This window comes from Lysobacter antibioticus (genome assembly GCF_000731095.1).
In the GTDB taxonomy this organism is placed as follows: Bacteria; Pseudomonadota; Gammaproteobacteria; order Xanthomonadales; family Xanthomonadaceae; genus Lysobacter; species Lysobacter antibioticus_B.
Genome location: NZ_JMTZ01000040.1, coordinates 1 through 19,653, shown reverse-complemented (window position 1 = coordinate 19,653; position 19,653 = coordinate 1). Strand labels below are relative to the sequence as shown.

Genomic DNA, 19,653 nt, shown 5'->3' with positions numbered 1-19,653 from the left:
GCCGTCGCCGCAGCAAGGTCGGCCGCGGACGTCGCGTCCGCGGCAGGCGCCGAATACGATCGACCTTGCTGCGGCGTCGGCACCTGTCATCGAAGCGGATGCGCGACGCGCATCCGCTGTCGTCCGCCGCATCGACATTGCGCCGCTGCGCATCAGTTTCCGGGGCGTTCGCCGCGCGCCGTGGCCACATAAGCGATCAACCAGATCAGCAAGGCGAGCCGCTGGGCGACCGGCGCCGGCAACACGCCGATGTCGGCGCCGAGCACCGCGATCAGCACCAGCGCGCCGGACAGCACTTCGACCGAGATCAGGCCGCGCCACGCCGGCAGGCCGCGCGCACCGATCGCGAGCAAGGCCGCGCCGGCCACGAAGGCCAGCCACCACAGCATCCAGGCGGTCGCATGCAGACGGCTGGCTTGCGCATCCAGGTCGGTCGGATCGAGCGACACCCCGCCCTGCGCCGCCCAGGCCAGGGCCGACAGGCACCACAGCCAGGCGCCGATGCGCGCCATCGCGCCGCCGCTGCGCAGGCGTTCGCGCAGCCGCCAGGCCACTGCCGCCAACAGCAGCCCCGGCACCACGAAGCCGAGCAGATTGAAGGCGGCCGCATGGGCGATGCCGTCGGCGCCGAGCAGGCCCGGCGGATGCAGGCGATGCGAATAGCCTTCGAGCGCCGCGCCGAAACCGAGCAAGGCGCCGAGGCAGCACAGCGCCGCCGCCAACGCGAGCGCCTGCATGCGGCCGCGCCCCCTGCCTGCGCTTGCGCCTGCACCGGTGTTGGCTGCGCCGATATCGGCCGCGGTCGCCGGGCCTGTGTTCGGGTTCCCGTTCCTCGATTTCGATGAGCGCTTCATCGCGTCATGCTAGCGTGCGCACCCGCGGCGCGCGCTTGCCTTGCGCCCGATCGCCCCCACTTCGGGTTCCAACCCGCGCACCACGCAGACGAGCCAGACGATGACCGCAACCGCCAAGCCCCACGTCTTCGACGCCACCGCCGATCGCTTCCAGGAAGAGGTGCTGCAGAAATCCCTGCAGGTGCCGGTCCTGATCGATTTCTGGGCCGAATGGTGCCAGCCGTGCAAGACCTTGGGCCCGATCCTGGAAAAACTGGCGGCCGACTACAACGGCGCCTTCGAACTGGCCAAGGTCGACGTCGAGGCCGAACAGCAGCTCGGCGCCGCGTTCCAGATCCGCTCGATCCCGACCGTGTTCCTGGTCAAGGGCGGCCAGTTGGTCGACGGCTTCGCCGAAGCCCTGCCGGAAAGCGCGGTGCGCGAATTCCTCAAGCACCACGGCATCGAGCCGGCCGAGGCCGCGCCGGTCGAAGAGGCCGTCGCCGAACCCGCCGCGGTCGACCCGCACGGCGAAGTCGTGCGCCTGCGCCACGAAGTCGCCGAACAGCCCGACAAGGCCGAACTCAAGCTCGACCTGGCCTTGGCCCTGCTGGCCACCGGTGCGGCGCAGGAGTCGGAGCAGTTGCTCGACGCCCTGCCGGCCAACCTCGCCACCGACGACCGCAGCCTGCGCGCCCGCGCCCGCCTCGGCTTCCTGGCCGTGAGCAAGGACGCGCCGCCGGTGCAGACGCTGGAGGCCGCCATCGCCGCCCAGCCCGAAGACCTGCAGGCCCGCTACCTGCTCGGCGCGCGCCTGCTCGCCGCCGGCCACGACCAGGCCGCGCTTGAGCACTTCATCGAACTGCTGCGCCGCGACCGTAGCTTCCAGGACGGCCTGCCGCGCAAGGCCCTGATCGATGCCTTCAAGGTGGTCGAAGACCAGGACCTGGTCGGCCAGTACCGCCGCAAGATGGCCTCGCTGCTGTTCTGAACGGGCCGCCCTGGCGCCGGTGCGCGGCCGATCCGCCGCCGGCCTCGACGGTCCCGACCCAGCGAAGGCTTGACTATACGCACCCGTATGGCAGGCTAGACCGGCCTTCGCCACCCTTGCCCCCATGAAAGCCAGCACCCTGCGCCACGGCCTCAATCTGTGGCCGCCGTTCCTGTTTTCCGGCATCCACGTCGCCGCGATCGCCCCGGACTACCGCCAGGCCACGGTCGAACTGCGCATGCGCCCCTGGAACCGCAACTACGTCGGCACCCATTTCGGCGGCAGCCTGTTCTCGATGACCGACCCGTTCTGGATGCTGCTGGCGATGAACGCCCTCGGCCGCGAGTACATCGTCTGGGATCGCGCCGGTTCGATCGAGTTCGTCAAACCCGGGCGCGGCACCGTGCGCGCCGAATTCCGTCTCGACGACGAGGTGCTCGACGAACTGCGCAAGGCCACCGCCAACGGCGACAAATACCTGCACTGGTTCGACACCGACGTGGTCGACGCCAGCGGCGAAGTAGTCGCCAAGATCCGCAAACAGCTGTACGTGCGGCGCAAGCGCGACCAGCGCGACAAGCCCAATTTGGACAGCGCCCTAAGCGCTGGAAAGGCAAGCCACCGCTGATCGCCGCACCATTCCGCCTGCTGCGCGGAGGTATGGTGCGATCGCGACACCGCGATTGTTGACCGGTTGCTCATATCCAAGCGGATCGAACGCGGCGCCAGTGGACCAAGGTCCAGCGTCCGCTCTACTTGTCATGGCGGGCCGGCAAGAAGCACACTAGCCGCTTACGCGGGCACTGCGACAGCGTATGCTGTGCAGTCGCGACACGGGGCCGCGAATGTCGATCATCACAACGCAATCCGATGAACCCAGCGCACCGATGCCGGAGATTCCCGGCTATCGACTGCGCCAGATCATCAACCACGGCGGCTTGTCCACGGTCTACCTGGGCGAGCAAGTCGCGCTTGGCCGCGAAGTCGCCATCAAGATCATGCTGCCGCACGCGCTGGCCGACGAAGTCAGCCGCCGTCGCTTCGAGAACGAAGTCCGCACGATCGCGCGCCTGGAACATCCCCACGTCGTCGGTATCCACGAAGTCGGCCGCACCCGCGAGGGCCTGCCCTACTACGCCATGCCGTTCCTGCCGCGCGGCCACCTGGGCAAGCGCATCGAGCAGGGTTTCGCGCGCGGCGAAGCCGAGGTCATTTCCATCGTCGAGCCGCTGCTGTCGGCGCTCGAGTACGCCCATTCGCGCGGCGTCGTGCATCGCGACGTCAAGGCCGAGAACGTCCTGTTCGACATCACCGAACGGCCGCTGCTGGCCGATTTCGGCATCGCCCTGCGCCGCGGTTTCGGCGCGCGCATGACCGCGACCGGCCTGGCCGTGGGCAGCACCGCCTACATGGCGCCGGAGCAGGCGCGCGGCGAAGAAGTCGACGGCCGCGCCGATCTCTACAGCCTTGGCGTGTTGTGCTGGGAAATGCTGACCGGCCGGCTGCCGTTCGAGGCGCAGGACGCGTTGTCGATGGCGGTCATGCACGCGCAGAACCCGATTCCGAAGCTGCCGCCGCCGCTCAAGCACTGGCAGCGTTTCATGAACCGCGCCCTGGCCAAGCAACCCGACCAGCGTTTCAGCGACGCTGCCGAAATGGCCGAGGCGGTCAGCGAGATCAAGCACCGCGGCGAACTCTCGCGTTTCGGCCGGGTGGCCGCGCAACTGCGTCCGCTCAAGCGCTGGGTGACCCCGGCCTGGGCCGGCCTGGCGGTGGTCGCGGTCGCCGTGGTCAGCATCGCCTTCGCCCTCAACCGGGTCGAGAAGGACGGTTTCTTCCGCGCCGAATTGCCTGCCGCGAACAAGAGCGGTGCGACCCGGATCGACAACGACCCGACCCAGGCGATGATGGCGCCGCTGCCGCAAGCGCCGCTGCAGGAATCGCTGCAGAACGCACGCACCTACATCGCCCAGGGCCGCCTGGCCTCGCCGGCCGACGCCAACGCTTACAACAGCCTGCTCACCGCCTGGCATCTGGACAGCACCAGCCCGGAAGTCGGCGTGGTGGTCGGCGAACTCACCCAGGCCTTCGCCGACGAGATGGCGCGCGACTTGCGCGAAGGCCGCGACCAGCGTGCGCGCGAGCATCTGGTCAACGCCACCGCGCTCGGCCAGCAAACCGGCACCGCCGACTCGGCCGCGCAACGCAGCCTGCGCGAAAAAGCCGCGCAAGCCCTGGAAACCCGCCTGGAACAGGCCGCGCGCCGCGGCGATGGCGCCGACGCCGGGCGCGTGATCGCGCTGGCCGAGGAGTTCGGCCTGCCGCGCACCGTGTCCACCCGGTTGATCGCGCAGGCACGCGGCGTCGCCGGCGACGGCACGGTCGCGCGCGGCGTGGCCACGATCGGCGCGGCCGCGCCGGCCAGCAGCGTCGCGGTGAGTTTCAACCCGCGTCCGGTCAGCCGCGGCGAGTACGCGCGCTTCGTCAGCGCCAACCAGCGTGCGCCGGCGTTGTGCCGCGAACGCGCGTCGCTGCTGCGGGTAATCGCGCCGAAGGACTGGAAGGCGCCAGGCTTCGACCAGAACGAGACCGAACCGGTGGTCTGCGTGTCGACCTCCGATGCCGAGGCTTATGCGCGTTGGTACAGCCAGCAGACCGGCCGCCACTACCGCCTGCCGACGGCCGACGAAGCCCAGCGCATGTCCGGCGGCGGCGGTCGCGCGCTGTCGATCTGGTCCGGCGATTGCGGCCGCACCTGCCAGCAACGCCAGGTCGGCGGCAGTTCCTGGCGCAGCGGCTCGGCCCTGCGTCCGCTCAACGCCACCCGCGGCTACGACGACGTCGGCTTCCGCCTGGTGCGCGAACGCTGAGGCGCTGGGGGCTGAGGCGCAGCGATCGTCGCGACCTGAAGCGAAATCCCCCGCGCCAGCCAGCCTCACCCGACCTCGAACGGCGTCGGGCGCCGCCCCCTTTGCAAAGGGGGCGAACTTTCGAGGGGTTAATTTTCGAACGGGTGACTTTTCGGACGGACGAATCACCGGAGGCATACCGTCCCCCCTTTGCAAAAGGGGGGCTAGGGGGGATTTGCTTTTGAACCAGCGCTGGCAATGACGACCCGCGCAGCCAGCGTCGGCGCATGCCGCGTGTTCGCCGCCGCCGTCGCCTACAATCCGCGCCATGCGCATGTCCAACCTGCAACGCCTGTTTCTCACCGGCCTGTTGACCCTGCTGCCGATCTGGCTGACCTGGGTCGTGGTCAAGTTCGTGTTCGTACTGTTGTCGGACACCAGCCGTCCCTTGATCGGTCCGCTGCTCAACAACCTCGCCCTCGGCTACCCGCACACGCTGGGCTGGTTGAACGACCCGTGGGTACAGACCGCGATCGGCCTGATCGCCACGCTCGGGGTGATCCTGCTGTCGGGGGTAATGACCCGACGCGTGATCGGCCAGACCGTGCTGCGCTGGTTCGAGTCGCTGATCAAGCGCATTCCGTTGGCCAGCACCATCTACGGCAGCGCGCGGCAGTTGCTCGACATCCTGCAGACCAAGCCCGACGGCACTCAGCGCGTGGTGCTGATCGACTTCCCGCACAACGAGATGAAGTCGATCGGCTTCGTCACCCGGGTCATGCGCGAACAAGGCACCGGCCGCGAACTGGCCGCGGTGTATGTGCCGACCACGCCGAACCCGACCTCGGGCTATCTGGAGATCGTGCCGGTGGAAAAAATCACCCCGACCGACTGGACCGTCGACCAGGCGATGAGCTTCATCATCTCCGGCGGCGCGGTCTCGCCGGAGTCGATTCCGTTCTCGGTGCCGTCGCCGGCCGCGCCGAACCCGCAGGAGCCGCAAGCATGAAGCCACGCCACTTGCTGCGCCTGGCCGCGGCCCTGCTCGCCTGCACCGGCCTCGCCAGCGCCGCCGTCGCCGCACCTGCGGCGCTGACGCCGCATCGCGTCGCGCTCGACGACGGCCGCAGTTTCACTCTCAACCTGCCGGCCGAGCTCGAGATCGTCCCGGCGGTGCAAGGCCTCAAGCGCGTGCGCTTCTTCGCCCGCAGCCCGGACGGACGCTTGTTCGTCACCGATATGCACGACCTCAGCGACAACCGCCGCGGGCGCGTCTACGCCCTCGACGATTGGGACGAGCAGCGCGCGCGGTTCGGCAAGGTCTCGGTGTATCTCGACAAGCAACGCAATCCCAACAGCGTCGCCTTCCACACCGATGCCCAGGGCCAGTCCTGGCTGTACCTCGCCAACACCGACAAGTTGCTGCGCTACCGCTACCGCAACGGCGACCTCAAGCCTTCCTCCGAACCCGAAACCCTGGCGACCTTCCCCGACTACGGCCTGAGCTACAAGTACGGCGGTTGGCACCTGACCCGCACCCTCGCCTTCGGCGACGGCAAGCTCTACGTCTCGGTCGGCAGCAGTTGCAATGCCTGCATCGAGAAAGAAGACGTGCGCGCCGCGGTGCTGCAGATGAACCCCGACGGCAGCGGCCGCCGCATCTACGCGCAGGGCCTGCGCAACGCGGTCGGGCTGCTGTTCCGCGACGGCCAGCTGTATGCGACCAACCAGGGCGCCGACCATCTCGGCGACCAGAAACCCGACGAGACGATGTTCGCGCTGCGCGACGGCGCCGACTACGGCTGGCCGTTCTGCTATCACAGCAAGGGCCGCGCCCACACCGATCCGAAGTTTCCGCGCAAACCCGGTTGCATGCAGGTGCCCAAGCCGTTCGCGTCCTTCCCTTCGCACGCCTCGGCGCTGGGCCTGACCTGGTTCCCGTCCGCCGACGGCGCCATGCTGCAGAACGAATACCTGGTCGCCCTGCACGGCGGCAGCAAGCTCCGCCTCGATCACGGCTACCGCATCGTCCGGGTCGGCGCCGACGGCCGCAGCGGCGGCGAGTTGGTCAACGGTTTCCTCGCCAAGGGCAAGGTGCACGGCCGCCCCTGCGACGTGCTGCGCACGGGCCGCGACAGTTTCTTCTTCAGCGACGACAAGAGCGGCGTGATCTATTACGTGAGGCCCAAGCGATGAGCGCATCCGGGATAGAGACCGCCGCCGCGATCGCGAGCGCCGGCGGCGAAGGCACCCGCACCCTGCAGGACCGCGCGCTGCGTCTGTTCATCGTCCTGTCGGCGTTTTTCTGCGTCAACGCGGCGTTGGCCGAGTTCATCGGGGTCAAGATCTTCGCCCTCGAGGACACCCTCGGCATCGCCCCGCTGCAATGGAATCTGTTCGGCCAGACCGGCTCGCTGAACTTCACCGCCGGCACCCTGCTGTGGCCGGTGGTGTTCCTGATGACCGACGTCATCAACGAGTTCTTCGGCCGCCGCGGCGTGCGCCTGATCTCCTGGCTCGCGGCCCTGTTGATCGCCTACGGCTTCGTGTTCGCCTTCGCCGCGATCGCGCTGGCGCCGGCGGCGTGGTGGGTGCAGGCGGCGCAGGCCCAGGGCGTGCCGGACTACCAGGCCGCGTTCGCGGCGATCTTCGGCCAGGGCCTGTGGAGCATCGGCGGCTCGCTGATCGCCTTCATGATCGGCCAGTTGATCGACGTCGGTGTGTTCCACCGCATCCGCAGCGTCACCGGCGAGAAACATATCTGGCTGCGCGCGACCGGCTCGACCGCGGTCTCGCAGTTGGTCGACAGCTTCGTCGTGCTGTATATCGCCTTCGTGCTCGGCCCGCAGCATTGGCCGATCCCGCAGTTCCTCGCCATCGGTTCGGTCAACTACGTCTACAAGATGCTGGCCGCGTTCGCGATGATCCCGCTGATCTATCTGCTGCGCATGTGGATTCACCGCTATCTCGGCGAGGCCCGCGCCCGCCAATTGCGCGACGAGGCGGCGGCGGACTGATCGCCGCGGCACGGGTACGCATGGCTTAGCCCAGCCCCATGGCCTCGCGTATCCGCTCGCGATAGCTGGCGCCGCTGCCCAGGCGCTGGCCGTTGACCAAGCGCAGCAGATAACGGCCGCCATCGAGCTGTTCGATGTCGCGCACCGCCTGCAGATGGACGATGCGCGAACGATGGATGCGCACGAAGCGGCGCGGGTCCAGCCGCGCCTCGATGCCGTTCAAGGTCTCGCGCAGCAGATAGGCCTGGCCGCCGGCGTGCAGCTCGACGTAGTTGCTCTGGGCGATCACGCATTCGACCTCTTCGACCGGCAGCAGGCGCAGACGCGCGCCCACCGGCACCGCCAGGCGCTGCGGATAGCCTTCGCGCGCGCCCTCGCCGCTCGCCGCCGCGCGCAACGGACGCTCCGCCTGCGCCGCGCGTGCGCGCCGCACCCGCGCCAGCGCCGCGCCGAGGCGCTCGGCGGAATAGGGCTTGAGCAGGTAGTCGACCGCATCGGCATCGAAGGCACGCAGGGCGTGCTCGGCATGCGCGGTCACGAACACCACCTGCGGCCGTCGCGCCGCCGGCAAGGCCTGCAGCACGCCGAAGCCGTTGAGATCGGGCAGGCGGATGTCGAGAAACACCACGTCGGCCGGCAGCCGGCGCAAAGCCGCGACCGCGCTGTCGCCGTCGGCGCATTCGGCGATCACTTCCACATCCGCCTCCAGGCCCAGCAAGCGGCACAGGCGCGCGCGCGACATCGCCTCGTCGTCGACCACCACCGCGCGCAGCGGTGCCGTCGCGAGCAGGCTCATGCCGCGGCCTCCAGCGGCTGCCAGCGCCGATACGGCAATTGCAGGCGCACGCAGGTGCCGCCGTCGATGCGAGCGCCGATGTCGAAGCGGTGATCGTCGCCGTACAAGCCTTGCAGGCGCGCGCGGGTGTTGCGCAGGCCGATGCCGGCACCGTGCACCGCCTCGCCGGCGCCGCCGTCGTCGCTGACTTCGAGGATCAGGCAATCCTCGCGGCGCTCGGCGCGCACCGACACTTCGCCGGGCGTGGTCCGCATCGCCACCGCATGGTGGATCGCGTTTTCGACCAAGGGCTGCAACAGCAACTGCGGCACCTGCGCGTCGAGCAGGGCCGAGTCGATCGCCCAATGCACGCGCAGGCGTTCGCCGAGGCGGATCTTCTCGATGCCGATGTAGTGATCCAGCGCGACCAGTTCGTCGCGCAAGGCGATTTCCTGGCGATGCGAGCGGTCGAGGCTGTGGCGCAGCAGCGCGCCGAGGTCGACCAGCATGCGGTCGGCGCCGTCGGGATCGCGATGCACCATCTCGGCGATCGAATTGAGCGCATTGAACAGGAAATGCGGATTGAGCTGCGCCGACAGCGCATCGAGCCGCGCCCGCGCCAGCCGCGCTTCGAGCTCCATCGCCTGGCGTTCGCGGCGGCGCGCGCGTTCGGCATAGACCAGCGCATGCGCCACGCCGACGATCAGCCAACTCGTCAGCAGGTTGTTGAGCACGCTCGCGGCGAGCAACTCGCCCACCGACGGCAGGCGTTCGTACCAGCCGATCCAGCCGTTGAGCGCGGCCACCGTCGCGGCGCGCAGCAGGATCACCACGACGACCGCGAGGCCTTGCATCGCCAGCGCCGACATCGCCCGGCCGCGTTCGATCGGATGACGCCCGACCCAGGCGAACAGCCCCAGGGTGATCGGCACCCACAGCCAGGCGCTGGCGAGGTGCTGGCGCAGGGTGTTCGGCCAATCGGCCGGTTGCCCGGCGGCTTGGTGCATGGTCACGACCTGGCCGACCCAGACGAAGCCGTTGAGGGTCCACCAGCCCAGCACCAGCAACACCAGCAGCGGCAGTCGATTGCGCATGGAAGACGATGCTGGACCCGCGCCGCGGCGCTTGCAATCGCCGGCGCGGGGTTCGTCCCGCGATCCGGCCGATTCGTCCCGGCCCGACTCCGAGCGCCGTCGCGCCCGCGCAGGCTGCGGCCACCTCCCTTTCGTGAATCGCCGCCATGCGCCGTCTTTCGCGTCTTTCGATCGCCCTCGCCGCTCTCGCCGCCGTCGCCCTGCCGGCCGCGGCCGCCGACGCCTGCCCGCCGGTACGCAAATTCGCCGACGGCGTCATCTCGACGCCACAGTGGGAATGGCGCCTGAGCTTTACTCCGAGCCGCCAGCGCGCCTATTGGTCGACCAGCAAGGGCTGGTGGCCGGGCACGCGCGAGCGCGCGACCGTCATGACTTCGCAATGGCGGCCCTCGGGCTGGAGCGCACCGCAGGCCGCGCCATTCTCCGGCGTGCACAGCGACATGGACCCGGCGCTGTCGCCGGACGGGCGTTATCTGGTGTTCTCGTCGGAGCGGCCGAGGCCCGACGGCGTGGCGGCGAAGATGGACCTGTGGATCGCCAAGCGCGGCTTGCGCGGCTGGGGCGAACCGCGCCACCTCGGCGCCGCGGTCAACAGCGCCGGCGACGAGCTGTACCCGAGCACCGACCGGCACGGCCACGTGTACTTCGCCAGCGATCGCGACGGCGAGTTCGACATCTACCGCAGCGAACGCCTGCGCAACGGCGACTACGCGCCGGCGCGCAAGGTCGAAGGCGGCGTCAACACCGCCGAGCGCTGGGAGTTCAATCCGGAGATCTCTCCCGACGGCCGCATCCTGTTGTTCACCCGCCTGGATTTCCCCAACGACCCGCTGCCCGACCTGGGCTACGGCTACGGCGACCTGCACGCGGCCCGGCTCAAGGACGGCCGCTTCGGCACCGCCAAGAACCTCGGCCCCTGCGTCAACACGGTCTGGGACGAATTCCATCCGACCGTGCTGTGGGACCGCGGCCTGCTGTTCTATGCGCGCGACATCGGCCGCCCCAGCGATTTCTATTACACCCGCCTGCAATTGCCCGATCTGGAGGATTGAAAGCGCGGCGGCAACCGGCGGGGCGCAAGCCAGGCTGTGCGAGCGCCATCGCGCTCGCGCATGACCTTCGGCTCATGCCCCCGCCGGGCATGCGCGAGAGCCTGCGGGTCCGTCCGTCCGCATCGGCCAAGACATGACCCCGCTTCCGTTCCGCCGTCCGGGCCCGCGCCCGGTCCGCCTCGCTTTGTCCGTCGCGCTCGCCGCGGCGCTGTGCCTCGCCCTGCCGGTGGCCGCAGCAGCCGCAGCCACCGATCCGGCCGCATCCACGCCGCGCAAGGTCACCGTGCAGACCAAAGGCGAGAAACTCAACCGCCTGTACGAGCAGTACTGGGAAGAGAATCTCAAGCTCAACCCCCTGCGCGCCACCGCCCAGGGCGACCCGCGCTACAACGACCAACTGCCGAACTTCCTCAGCGCCGAGTTCCGCAAGCAGTCGCACGAATTCTCCGAACGCTGGCTCAAGACCATCGAATCGGTCGGCTCGCAGGGGCTGTCCGACCAGGACTTGCTGAGCTACGAGATCTTCGTGCGCGAAATGAAGATCAACCTGGAATCGGACCGGCATCCGTCCTGGCTGCAGCCGGTCAACCAGTTCTACAACTTCGCCGCCAGCATCGCCCAGCTCGGTTCCGGTACCGGCTCGCAACCGTTCAAGACCGCCGCCGACTACGACAACTGGCGCAAGCGCGCGGCGAAGGTGCCGGCGGTGTTCGACCAGCTCATCGCCAACAGCCGCGAAGGCGTCAAGCGCGGCGTGGTCCAGCCGAAAGCGCTGATGACGAAGGTGCTGCCGCAGTTGGATGCGCTGATCAAGGACGACCCCACCGCGACCTTGTTCTGGAAGCCGGTGACGGACTGGCCGGCCGGCATTTCCGAGGCCGACAAGACGCGCCTGAGCGCGGACTACCGGCAGATGATCCAGACCGAGCTGATGCCGGCCTACCGGCGCCTGCGCGAGTACATCGCCAACGATTACCTGCCGCATGCGCGCGACAGCGCCGGGCTCGGCGCCCTGCCCGGCGGCGAGGCCTGGTACGCGTTCAATGCGCGCCGTTCCACCACCACCACGATGACCCCCGCCGAAATCCATCAGATCGGCCTGGACGAAGTCGCGCGCATCCACGGCGAGATCGGCAAGATCCGCGGCGAGGTGAAGTTCCAGGGTTCGCTGCAGGACTTCTTCAAGTTCATGCAGACCGACCCGCGTTTCACCTTCAAGGACGAGCCTGCCCTGCTCGCCCACTACCGCGGCCTGGAAGCGCGCATCGACAAGAAGATTCCGCAGTTGTTCTCGCTGACGCCGAAGGCGCCGTTCGAAATCCGTCCGGTCGAGGCCTTCCGCGCCCAGTCCGCCGCCGGCGGTTCCTATATGCGTCCGAGCGAGGACGGCACGCGTCCGGGCATCTTCTACGTCAACACCTACGACCTGCCGACCCGCAAGACCTGGGACGCCGAAGACCTGTACCTGCACGAAGCCATCCCCGGCCATCACTTCCAGCTCGCCTTGCAGCAGGAACTGACCGGCCTGCCGAAGTTCCGCCGCTTCGGCGGCGAAACCGCCTTCAGCGAAGGCTGGGGCCTGTACGCCGAATCGCTCGGCAAGGAACTCGGCGTGTACGCCACGCCTTACGACTACTTCGGCTATCTGCAGAACGAGTTGTGGCGCGCGATCCGCCTGGTCGTCGACACCGGCCTGCACAGCAAGGGCTGGACCCGCGAGCAGGTGATCGCCTACATGCTCGACAACTCGGCCGAGAGCGAAACCCAGTCCACCGCCGAAGCCGAACGCTACATGGCCATTCCCGGCCAGGCCCTGGCCTACAAGATCGGCGAGCTCAAGATCATGGAGCTGCGCAAGCGCGCGCAAAGCCGGCTCGGCACGCGCTTCGACATCCGCGAGTTCCACGCCGAAGTGCTGAAGGACGGCTCGGTGCCGCTGGACGTGCTCGACCGCAAGATCGATCGCTGGATCCAATCGAAACAAGGTTGAACAAGCAAGGGCGAACGAAGCGGGTCCGGAGCTGCCGGACCCGCGGCCCGGCCTCCCGCCACGACGGGAGGCCGGCATCGCCGGCCACCTGAGTCACGCGGGCAACGACGCCGCCTCGCACTAATGTGCTTTCTGACTCACTGGGTTTCTGTTCATCTGCGCGGGCCATTGCCGGCTTCCCCCGTGGGCCGCCTTTCGGGCAGGATGAGGACCGGCCCACCTGGATCGCACTGCCTGCCGAACCCCTGTCCCGCCCTCATGAGCCGAGCCCCTGCGGGCTTCGCCCGCATGTCCTGCAGGCTTCGTCCAGGCCCCGAGCGGCCGGACGGAGGCACCGAAGCAGGGCGGCCCGGGCCGGCCCTCCGGTCGGACCGGAAGCGGCGTTCGAACCGGTCGACAGCAGAAAAAGTGTGACTGACACCGCATAATTAGCGGTTGTTGTGCCTCGCCGTCCACGGTGCCCGCTGTCCCACCCAGCCTCGGAATACGGATGTCCCACATTCCAGCGCCCCAATCCTTCGCCGCCGCGCGTGCCGCGTCGCGCAGCCTTGCCGCCTTGGCTTTCATCCGCCTTCGTTTCGCCGCGTTGTCGCTCGTGCTGCTGTTCGCCAGCGCCGGCCTGGCCCAGGCGCAGGACTGGAGCTATCGCGTGCGTCCCGGCGACACCCTCTGGGACCTCGGCGCCAAACACCTCAAGAACGGCATCAACTGGCGCCGCCTGCAGGAACACAACCGCATCGCCGACCCCTATCACCTGCCGCCGGGCACGCGCATGTTGTTCCCGGTCGGCTGGCTGCGCATCGAACCGGCCAAGGCGCGCGTCATCGCCGTGCGCGGCGCGGTCAATCTGCTGACTTCCGAGAAGGCCGCCGCCGCACTGGTCGTCGAAGGCATGCGCATAGGCATCGGCAGCCGCGTCGAGACCGGCCCCGGCGCCAGCGCTACGCTCGAATTCGCCGACGGCTCGCGCCTGATGATCCAGGACAACAGCCGCATCTCCTTCGACGAGCTCAGCAGCTACGGCAGCACCGGCATGGTCGATACGCGCATGCGCCTGCAGCGCGGCCGCACCTCGAACCGGGTGATCCCGGCCAAGGGCCCGGCCTCGCGCTACATCATCGACACGCCCTCGGCGACCTCCAGCGTGCGCGGCACCCACTTCCGGGTCAGCGCCGGCGACGAGGGCGCGCCCGACGCGACCGAAGTGCTGGAAGGCAAGGTCGCGGTCGGCAGCCAGCGCACCGAAGTGATGGTGCGCCCGGGCTTCGGCACCGTCGCCGCCGCCGGCGCCGCGCCGTCGGCGCCGATACAGTTGCTGCCGGCGCCGGCCTTGAGCGCCGCGCCGCCCGAACAACTGCCCGCGACCATCGCCTGGTCGCCGGTCGAAGGCGCGGTCGCGTATCGCGTCGAAGTGGTGCGCGACGACGCCCCCGAAGTGCTGCTGTTCGAGGCCCGCACCAGCGAGACCCGCCAGCGCATCGACGATCTGCCGGCAGGCCGCCACCGCGTGCAGGTGCGCGCCGTCGCCGCCAACGGCCTCGGCGGCCGCGACAGCAGCCAGGTCTTCACCGTCAACGATCAGCCGGCGCCGCCGCTGACGATCAGCCCGCTCGACGGGCAGCGCCTCAACCTGCCGCGTCCGCGCTTCGAGTGGACCCGCGCCGAAGGCGCCGAGCGCACCCGTCTGCAGGTCGCCGCCGACGAGCAGTTCGGCCAGCCGCTGATCGACACCGAAGTCGCCGGCCAGCGTTTCCGCCCGTCCGAGTCGCTCGCGCCCGGCAAGTACTACTGGCGCGTGGCTTCGCGCGACGGCAAGGGTCATGCCGGCCGCTACGGCAACGTCTTGCCGTTTGAAATCAGCGATGCGCCGGTCGATCCCGGCCTGGAAGCGCCGCAGGCGGCAAAGGGTATGCTGACCCTGCGCTGGCAGAAGGGCGAACCGGGCCAGCGCTATCGTGTGCAGATCGCGCGCGAACAGGACTTCTCCAAGCTGCTGCTCGACGAGGTGGTGGACGTGCCGCAGATCGAACTCAAGCGTCCCGGCGGCGGCACCTGGCACGTCCGCGTGCAGACCATCGAGGACGACGGCTACGCCGCGCCGTACGGCCCGCCGCAGCAAATCCGCCTGCCCTGCCGCATCTGCTATGGCGCGGGCGCCGCCGGCGCCTTGTTGCTGTTGCTGACGTTATGACCCCAACGGCCCGGTCCAGGTTGTTACGAGGCGGCGCGGCCCTGCTCGCCGCCGGCCTGGCCGCGCTGTTGACCGTCACCGGCGCGGCCTCGCGCCTGGACGACGTGTTCTACGACCTGCACCTGTCGAACTGGGGCTATGCGCCCGACGACGACGTCGTCATCGTCGCCATCGACGATCGCAGCCTCAACGAACTCGGGCAGTGGCCGTGGCCGCGGGACATCCACGCGCAGATGCTCGACCGCCTCGGCTACGCCGGCGTGCGCGGCGTCGCCCTCGACCTGGTGCTGGCCGAACCCGACCGCACCGGCGACGGCCACGATGCCGCGCTGGCCGCCTCGATGCGCCGCGTCGGCCGCGTTGCCCTGCCGGTGACCACCGCGTCGCTGCGCCAGAACGGGCCGCTGGTGGAAGTGCTGCCAACCCCGTTGATCGCGACCGCGGCGACCACGCTCGGCCACACCGACATCGAGCTCGATTCCGAAGGCACCACGCGCGAGATGTATCTGCAGGCCGGCCTGGGCGAATCGCGCTGGTCGGCGCTCGGCCTGGCCCTGATCGGGTTGGAACCGAACGTCGTGCCGCATCCCCTGCCCGGGCTGCGCCGTCCCGCGTCCGAGCAGGGCTCGCCGTATCAGCAGACCCGCGATCACCGCGTGCGCATCCGCTTCGCCGGGCCGCCGGGCACCTTCGGCCAGGTCTCGTACTCGGACGTGCTCGACGGCGAAGTGCCGGCCGAACTGTTGCGCGGCCGCTGGGTCGTGGTCGGCGTAACCGCCAGCGGCCTCGCCCCGAGCTATCTCACGCCGATGTCCGACGTGGTGCGCATGGACGGCGCCGAGTACCAGGCCAACGTCATCGAGATGCTGCTGCACGATCGCACCATCGTGCCGATGCGGCCGCTCTGGCAAGCGTTGCTCGCCGCGGTCATGCTGTTCGCGGTGGTGCTGTTGATGCTGCACCCGCGCTTCCAGCGCCCGCTGCTGGTGACCGGCGCGGCCGCCTTGCTGACCGCGTTCGGCAGCGTCGCCCTGCTGCGCCTGGGCAATGTCTGGTTCGCGCCGGCGACCACCATCGCGATGATCGCGCTGGCCTATCTGCTGTGGATGATCGCCCACCTGCGCCACTGGCGCCGCGAGGCCAATCTCGACACCCTGACCCGTCTCGGCAACCGCCGCCGCTTCGATCATGTGCTGCTAAGCGAACTGGCCAGCGCCCGGCGCACCCGCGCGCCGCTGTCGCTGGCGCTGATCGACGTCGACTTCTTCAAGGCTTACAACGACTCCGAAGGCCACCGCGCCGGCGACAAACTGCTGCGCCAGATCGCCGAGCTGATCGCTTCGCACGCGCGCCGCCCGCGCGACCTGGCCGCGCGTTTCGGCGGCGACGAGTTCGCGGTGATCCTGCCCGACACCCACGTCGAAGGCGCCGCCCGCGTCGCCGATGGCATCCTGGAAGACATGCGCAAGCTCGACGCGCGTTACGGCGAAGGCCATGCCGACCAGCGCGTCAGCCTCAGCATCGGCCTGTACACCTGTGTGCCGGGCGTCCACACCCACGTGCGCACCTTGTTCGACGGCGCCGATTCGGCGTTGTACCGCGCCAAGGAAAACGGCCGCGACCGCCGCGAAGCGACCCGGTTCGGCGAAGTCTGAGCGACGCCGGATCCGAGCCGACGACGCCTGTCGTCATCGCGATGACAACACACGACAATCCTCACGCCCCCTCTTTGGGAGGGGGCTGGGGAATTTGCTCCTGCCTTCCACACCCACCGACTTCGGCGAGCCGCCACTACATCGAAGTAAAGGTGTCGGCGCCTGCGAGGATATGGTCCCAGTCGAACTGCGAGTTCGGCCGCGACAGATGCCACAGCGTGCGCAAGCCGGCACCCGCGGCCGAATCGGTGCACGTGCCGGTCCACGCGGTGATGCTGCCGATCTGGCCCCAGCGCACGCTGAAGGCGATGGTGACCGCATTGTTCGCGCCCGGCGCCGGCGGCGCCGAATTGACCCAACCGACCAGCGGATAGAAACCGGGCGCGCCGCCGTTGGTGCGGTACTGGCCCTGGATCGCGCCGGTGCTCGGGTTGAACGAGGTGATCCTCATCTCCGAACCCATCTGGTTGCGCCACGAACCCACCGGGTTGCCGCAACGCACCGCTGCCGCCGCGTCGGCTGCTTCCTTCTGCGGTTTCTTCGCCGACACGCTGCCGCTGACCGCGAACAAGCCGAGAAGAACGAGAACTGCTCCTGCACGTTCCATGTTGCCTCCTGTCATAAGGCGGCGAGAGCGCCGCGATTTTCAAGCGATGTCGAATCGCATCGACGAATCCCGAGCCGATCTTCGAGTGCGATGGCGTCGAAGCGTTCGCGTATGCAATCGCGGCGCACTCAGGCGGCCGTTGCCGTGCGGAATGTTCGACGCGATGTCCGGCGAAGTGTCCGCTGCTTGGACCCGGCCGAACCAGACGGCCGGCGGACCACCGCGATCGCACGCCCGCTTCGCTCGCATCGAACGCGAACCACCGGCGGGCTGCTACTACGCTCGCTAACGCGCATACCGCTCAAACCGCGACTGCGCACACGCTTCGTCGCGGCGAGGCTGAACGACGAAACTCATCGCGCGTATGCACGCGCAAATCAGCCGGACAACGTGATGCGCGTCGCGGATCGACGGCGTGCGTATCGGTGCCGACGCACTGCGGCGAGGCTTCGCCATCGCCCATAACGAAAAGGGCCGGCAATGCCGGCCCTTTCGATTCATCGATGACGAACCCGCTAAGCGGATCGATCAACCGGCGTTGCGGTCGCGACGCTGGCCCGGCTGCGCGCCTGCGCCGCCGCGATGCTGCTTCGGACCGGCATGCGCGTGACGCGGGGCCGGCTTGCCGTGCGGACGATGCGCCGGCTTGCGCGGTCCGTTGTTGCCGCGGTTGTTGCCGCCCGGGCTGCGCGCGCCCGGTGCATCCGAACCCATGCGGATCGGACGCGACGGCTCGTAGCCGGGCACCGTCACCATCTCGATGTCGTCCTTGAGGATGCGCTGGATCTGGCGCAGCAGGCCGCCTTCGTCCGGCGAAACCAACGACAGCGCTTCGCCCGTGGCGCCGTTGCGGCCGGTGCGGCCGATGCGGTGCACGTAGTCTTCGGCGACCATCGGCAGATCGAAGTTGATCACCAGCGGCAGGCTCGGGATGTCGAGACCGCGCGCGGCGACGTCGGTGGCGACCAGCACGCGGGCCTTGTTCGCCTTGAAGTCGCGCAGGGCTTTCTGGCGCTGGGCCTGGCTCTTGTTGCCGTGGATCGCGACCGACTTGAGGCCGGCTTCTTCCAACTGCTCGGCCAGGCGGTTGCAACCGTGCTTGGTGCGGCCGAACACGATCACCTGATCGTTCGGACGCTTGGCCAGGATGTCGATCAGCAGATCGCGCTTGCGGCCGCCGTCGACCGGATGCACGCGATGGGTGATGGCTTCGGCGACCAGGCTGTTGGCGGCGATCTGCACCTGCTGCGGATTACGCATGAACTCCAGCGCAAGCTGCTTGATCTGGGTTTCGAACGTGGCCGAGAACAACAGCGTCTGGCGCGACTGCGGCAGGCGGCCGAGGATGCGCTTGATCGCCGGCAGGAAGCCCATGTCGAGCATGCGGTCGGCTTCGTCCATGATCAGCATCTCGACGCCGTCGAGCTTGGCGCTGCCGCGCTCGAGGTGGTCGATCAGGCGGCCCGGGGTGGCGACGAGCACGTCGACGCCGCGGCGCAGCGCATCGAGCTGCGGGCCCATGCCGGCGCCGCCGAAGATGGCGTGGATGTTGAGGCGCAGATACTTGGCGTAACCGCGCAGGCTGTCGCTGACCTGCAGCGCCAATTCGCGCGTCGGCGCGAGGATCAGCACGCGCGGCTTGCGCTGGGTGTTGCCCTGGGTGGTGGCGAGGCGGTGCAGCAGCGGCAGGCCGAAGGCCGCCGTCTTGCCGGTACCGGTTTGAGCGCCGCCGAGCAGGTCGTGGCCGGCCAGCGCGAGCGGGATCGCTTCGCTCTGGATCGGCGTCGGGGTGGTGTAGTTCTGTTCGGAAAGCGCGCGCAGCAACGCGGGCGCAAGCCCAAGCGATTCAAACGTCATGTTGGAACTCCAGTGGTTCGCGATGCGGCCTCGCCCGGCGCCCGTCGAAACGGGCGCACGATCGAGACGATCGCGTGATGACCCCAGCGTTCCCTTGAACCGCGCTGCGAGTATCTGATTTGACGGCGCCGGATGCTCCGGGCCGTGTCTGCGCTACGAAAGACGTGCGGGATAAAAAGTCGCGCCGGCGAATCCGAGAACTCGGTGCGGGGCGACAGGCAACCTGGGAAACGTACCCTTGCGGGGAGGCAGCCGTGCGCTGAACGGGGCGAACTCTACTCGAAACCCCGTGAAACCGCCAGCTGGGTTCCACGGTGGGTGTCAGCGGGCGGTCATATGGTGGGGGGCGGAGGCCTTGTCCTGGGTGGGTTTGGGGTGGTCGGGGCGGCCGGGGTTGGGTCGGGGCTGGGGATGGGATGGTCGGCTTGGTCTTGCGGTTGATCCCCGTCGGGGCTGCGACCAGAGTCCATTTTGAGTTGCGCTCTCCCGAATCGGTAACCCGAAGTTGCACCTTGGCGACCGTCTTCTGGGTGGCCGGCCCCACCCTATTCGGTGATCGGGGCGCCGCGAGGCCGCGGCAACGCGGTCGCGGCTTGCGCCGCTCCTACCCAAGAGCACGACGCCCCTTGCCCCCGCCCCCGCCGTTGCCCTTGCCCTTGCCCTTGCCCTTGCCCTTGCCCTTGCCCTTGCCGTTGCCGTTGCCGTTGCCGTTGCCGTTGCCGTTGCCGAGATTTTGATCTGC

At 68.9% G+C, this 19,653-nt stretch carries 15 protein-coding genes; 10 read left to right on the top strand and 5 right to left on the bottom strand.

The annotated features are described in order from the left end of the window. Positions 1–152: 152 nt before the first annotated feature. The gene (locus tag EX88_RS0113360; RefSeq protein ID WP_031372494.1) at positions 153–737 is read right to left on the bottom strand and encodes a hypothetical protein; all 585 of its coding nucleotides are present in this window, start codon (positions 735–737) and stop codon (positions 153–155) included. 217 nt (positions 738–954) lie between these two features. Here EX88_RS0113360 and EX88_RS0113355 point away from each other — a divergent pair, with 217 nt between their 5' ends. The 6 genes from EX88_RS0113355 to EX88_RS0113330 all read left to right on the top strand — a co-directional run bounded on the left by EX88_RS0113355 (position 955) and on the right by EX88_RS0113330 (position 7,690). After that, complete coding sequence (locus tag EX88_RS0113355; RefSeq protein WP_031372493.1) at positions 955–1,824, top strand: tetratricopeptide repeat protein; 870 nt, start codon at positions 955–957, stop codon at positions 1,822–1,824. Between the two features lie 124 nt (positions 1,825–1,948). Further along, positions 1,949–2,452 (top strand): DUF4442 domain-containing protein, encoded by a 504-nt coding sequence (locus EX88_RS0113350; RefSeq protein ID WP_051885093.1) that lies wholly within the window; start codon positions 1,949–1,951, stop codon positions 2,450–2,452. Positions 2,453–2,669: 217 nt separating this feature from the next. Continuing rightward, positions 2,670–4,694 (top strand): bifunctional serine/threonine-protein kinase/formylglycine-generating enzyme family protein, encoded by a 2,025-nt coding sequence (locus EX88_RS0113345; RefSeq protein WP_161786126.1) that lies wholly within the window; start codon positions 2,670–2,672, stop codon positions 4,692–4,694. A 307-nt stretch (positions 4,695–5,001) separates the two neighbouring features. Continuing rightward, positions 5,002–5,682, top strand: coding sequence for a DUF502 domain-containing protein (locus tag EX88_RS0113340; protein ID WP_051885092.1), 681 nt, complete (start codon positions 5,002–5,004; stop codon positions 5,680–5,682). After that, the gene (locus EX88_RS0113335) at positions 5,679–6,869 is read left to right on the top strand and encodes a PQQ-dependent sugar dehydrogenase (protein WP_152566261.1); all 1,191 of its coding nucleotides are present in this window, start codon (positions 5,679–5,681) and stop codon (positions 6,867–6,869) included. Before EX88_RS0113340 ends, EX88_RS0113335 begins: the two co-directional genes overlap by 4 nt. Continuing rightward, entirely contained in the window at positions 6,866–7,690 is an 825-nt protein-coding gene (locus EX88_RS0113330; RefSeq protein ID WP_051885091.1) for a queuosine precursor transporter, read from the top strand. Before EX88_RS0113335 ends, EX88_RS0113330 begins: the two co-directional genes overlap by 4 nt. A 25-nt stretch (positions 7,691–7,715) precedes the next feature. On the opposite strand, the gene EX88_RS0113325 is transcribed toward EX88_RS0113330, so the two are convergent. Both EX88_RS0113325 and EX88_RS0113320 read right to left on the bottom strand, forming a co-directional pair. After that, positions 7,716–8,486 (bottom strand): LytR/AlgR family response regulator transcription factor, encoded by a 771-nt coding sequence (locus EX88_RS0113325; protein ID WP_031372487.1) that lies wholly within the window; start codon positions 8,484–8,486, stop codon positions 7,716–7,718. Beyond that, a complete protein-coding gene (locus tag EX88_RS0113320; RefSeq protein WP_051885090.1) occupies positions 8,483–9,559 on the bottom strand; it encodes a sensor histidine kinase in 1,077 nt (358 codons plus the stop codon). Before EX88_RS0113320 ends, EX88_RS0113325 begins: the two co-directional genes overlap by 4 nt. 146 nt (positions 9,560–9,705) lie before the next feature. Between EX88_RS0113320 and EX88_RS0113315 the strand changes: the two genes are divergently transcribed. From EX88_RS0113315 to EX88_RS0113300, 4 genes are all read left to right on the top strand, one after another. Further along, positions 9,706–10,611, top strand: a complete 906-nt coding sequence (locus EX88_RS0113315; RefSeq protein WP_031372485.1) for a TolB family protein — start codon at positions 9,706–9,708, stop codon at positions 10,609–10,611. A 133-nt stretch (positions 10,612–10,744) separates the two neighbouring features. After that, on the top strand, positions 10,745–12,601 hold the full coding sequence (locus tag EX88_RS0113310) for a DUF885 domain-containing protein (RefSeq protein WP_051885089.1): 1,857 nt from the start codon (positions 10,745–10,747) through the stop codon (positions 12,599–12,601). Positions 12,602–13,091: 490 nt separating this feature from the next. Further along, on the top strand, positions 13,092–14,792 hold the full coding sequence (locus tag EX88_RS0113305) for a FecR domain-containing protein (RefSeq protein WP_081930955.1): 1,701 nt from the start codon (positions 13,092–13,094) through the stop codon (positions 14,790–14,792). 20 nt (positions 14,793–14,812) lie between these two features. Further along, positions 14,813–16,447, top strand: a complete 1,635-nt coding sequence (locus tag EX88_RS0113300; RefSeq protein WP_031372482.1) for a CHASE2 domain-containing protein — start codon at positions 14,813–14,815, stop codon at positions 16,445–16,447. Positions 16,448–16,583: 136 nt separating this feature from the next. Here EX88_RS0113300 and EX88_RS0113295 read toward each other — a convergent pair whose 3' ends face one another. Together EX88_RS0113295 and EX88_RS0113285 are read right to left on the bottom strand one after the other, a co-directional pair. Next, complete coding sequence (locus tag EX88_RS0113295; RefSeq protein WP_161786125.1) at positions 16,584–17,054, bottom strand: avidin/streptavidin family protein; 471 nt, start codon at positions 17,052–17,054, stop codon at positions 16,584–16,586. Between the two features lie 528 nt (positions 17,055–17,582). Further along, positions 17,583–18,911: a DEAD/DEAH box helicase gene (locus EX88_RS0113285; RefSeq protein ID WP_031372480.1), complete on the bottom strand. Its 1,329-nt coding sequence runs from the start codon at positions 18,909–18,911 to the stop codon at positions 17,583–17,585. Positions 18,912–19,653: the final 742 nt, after the last annotated feature.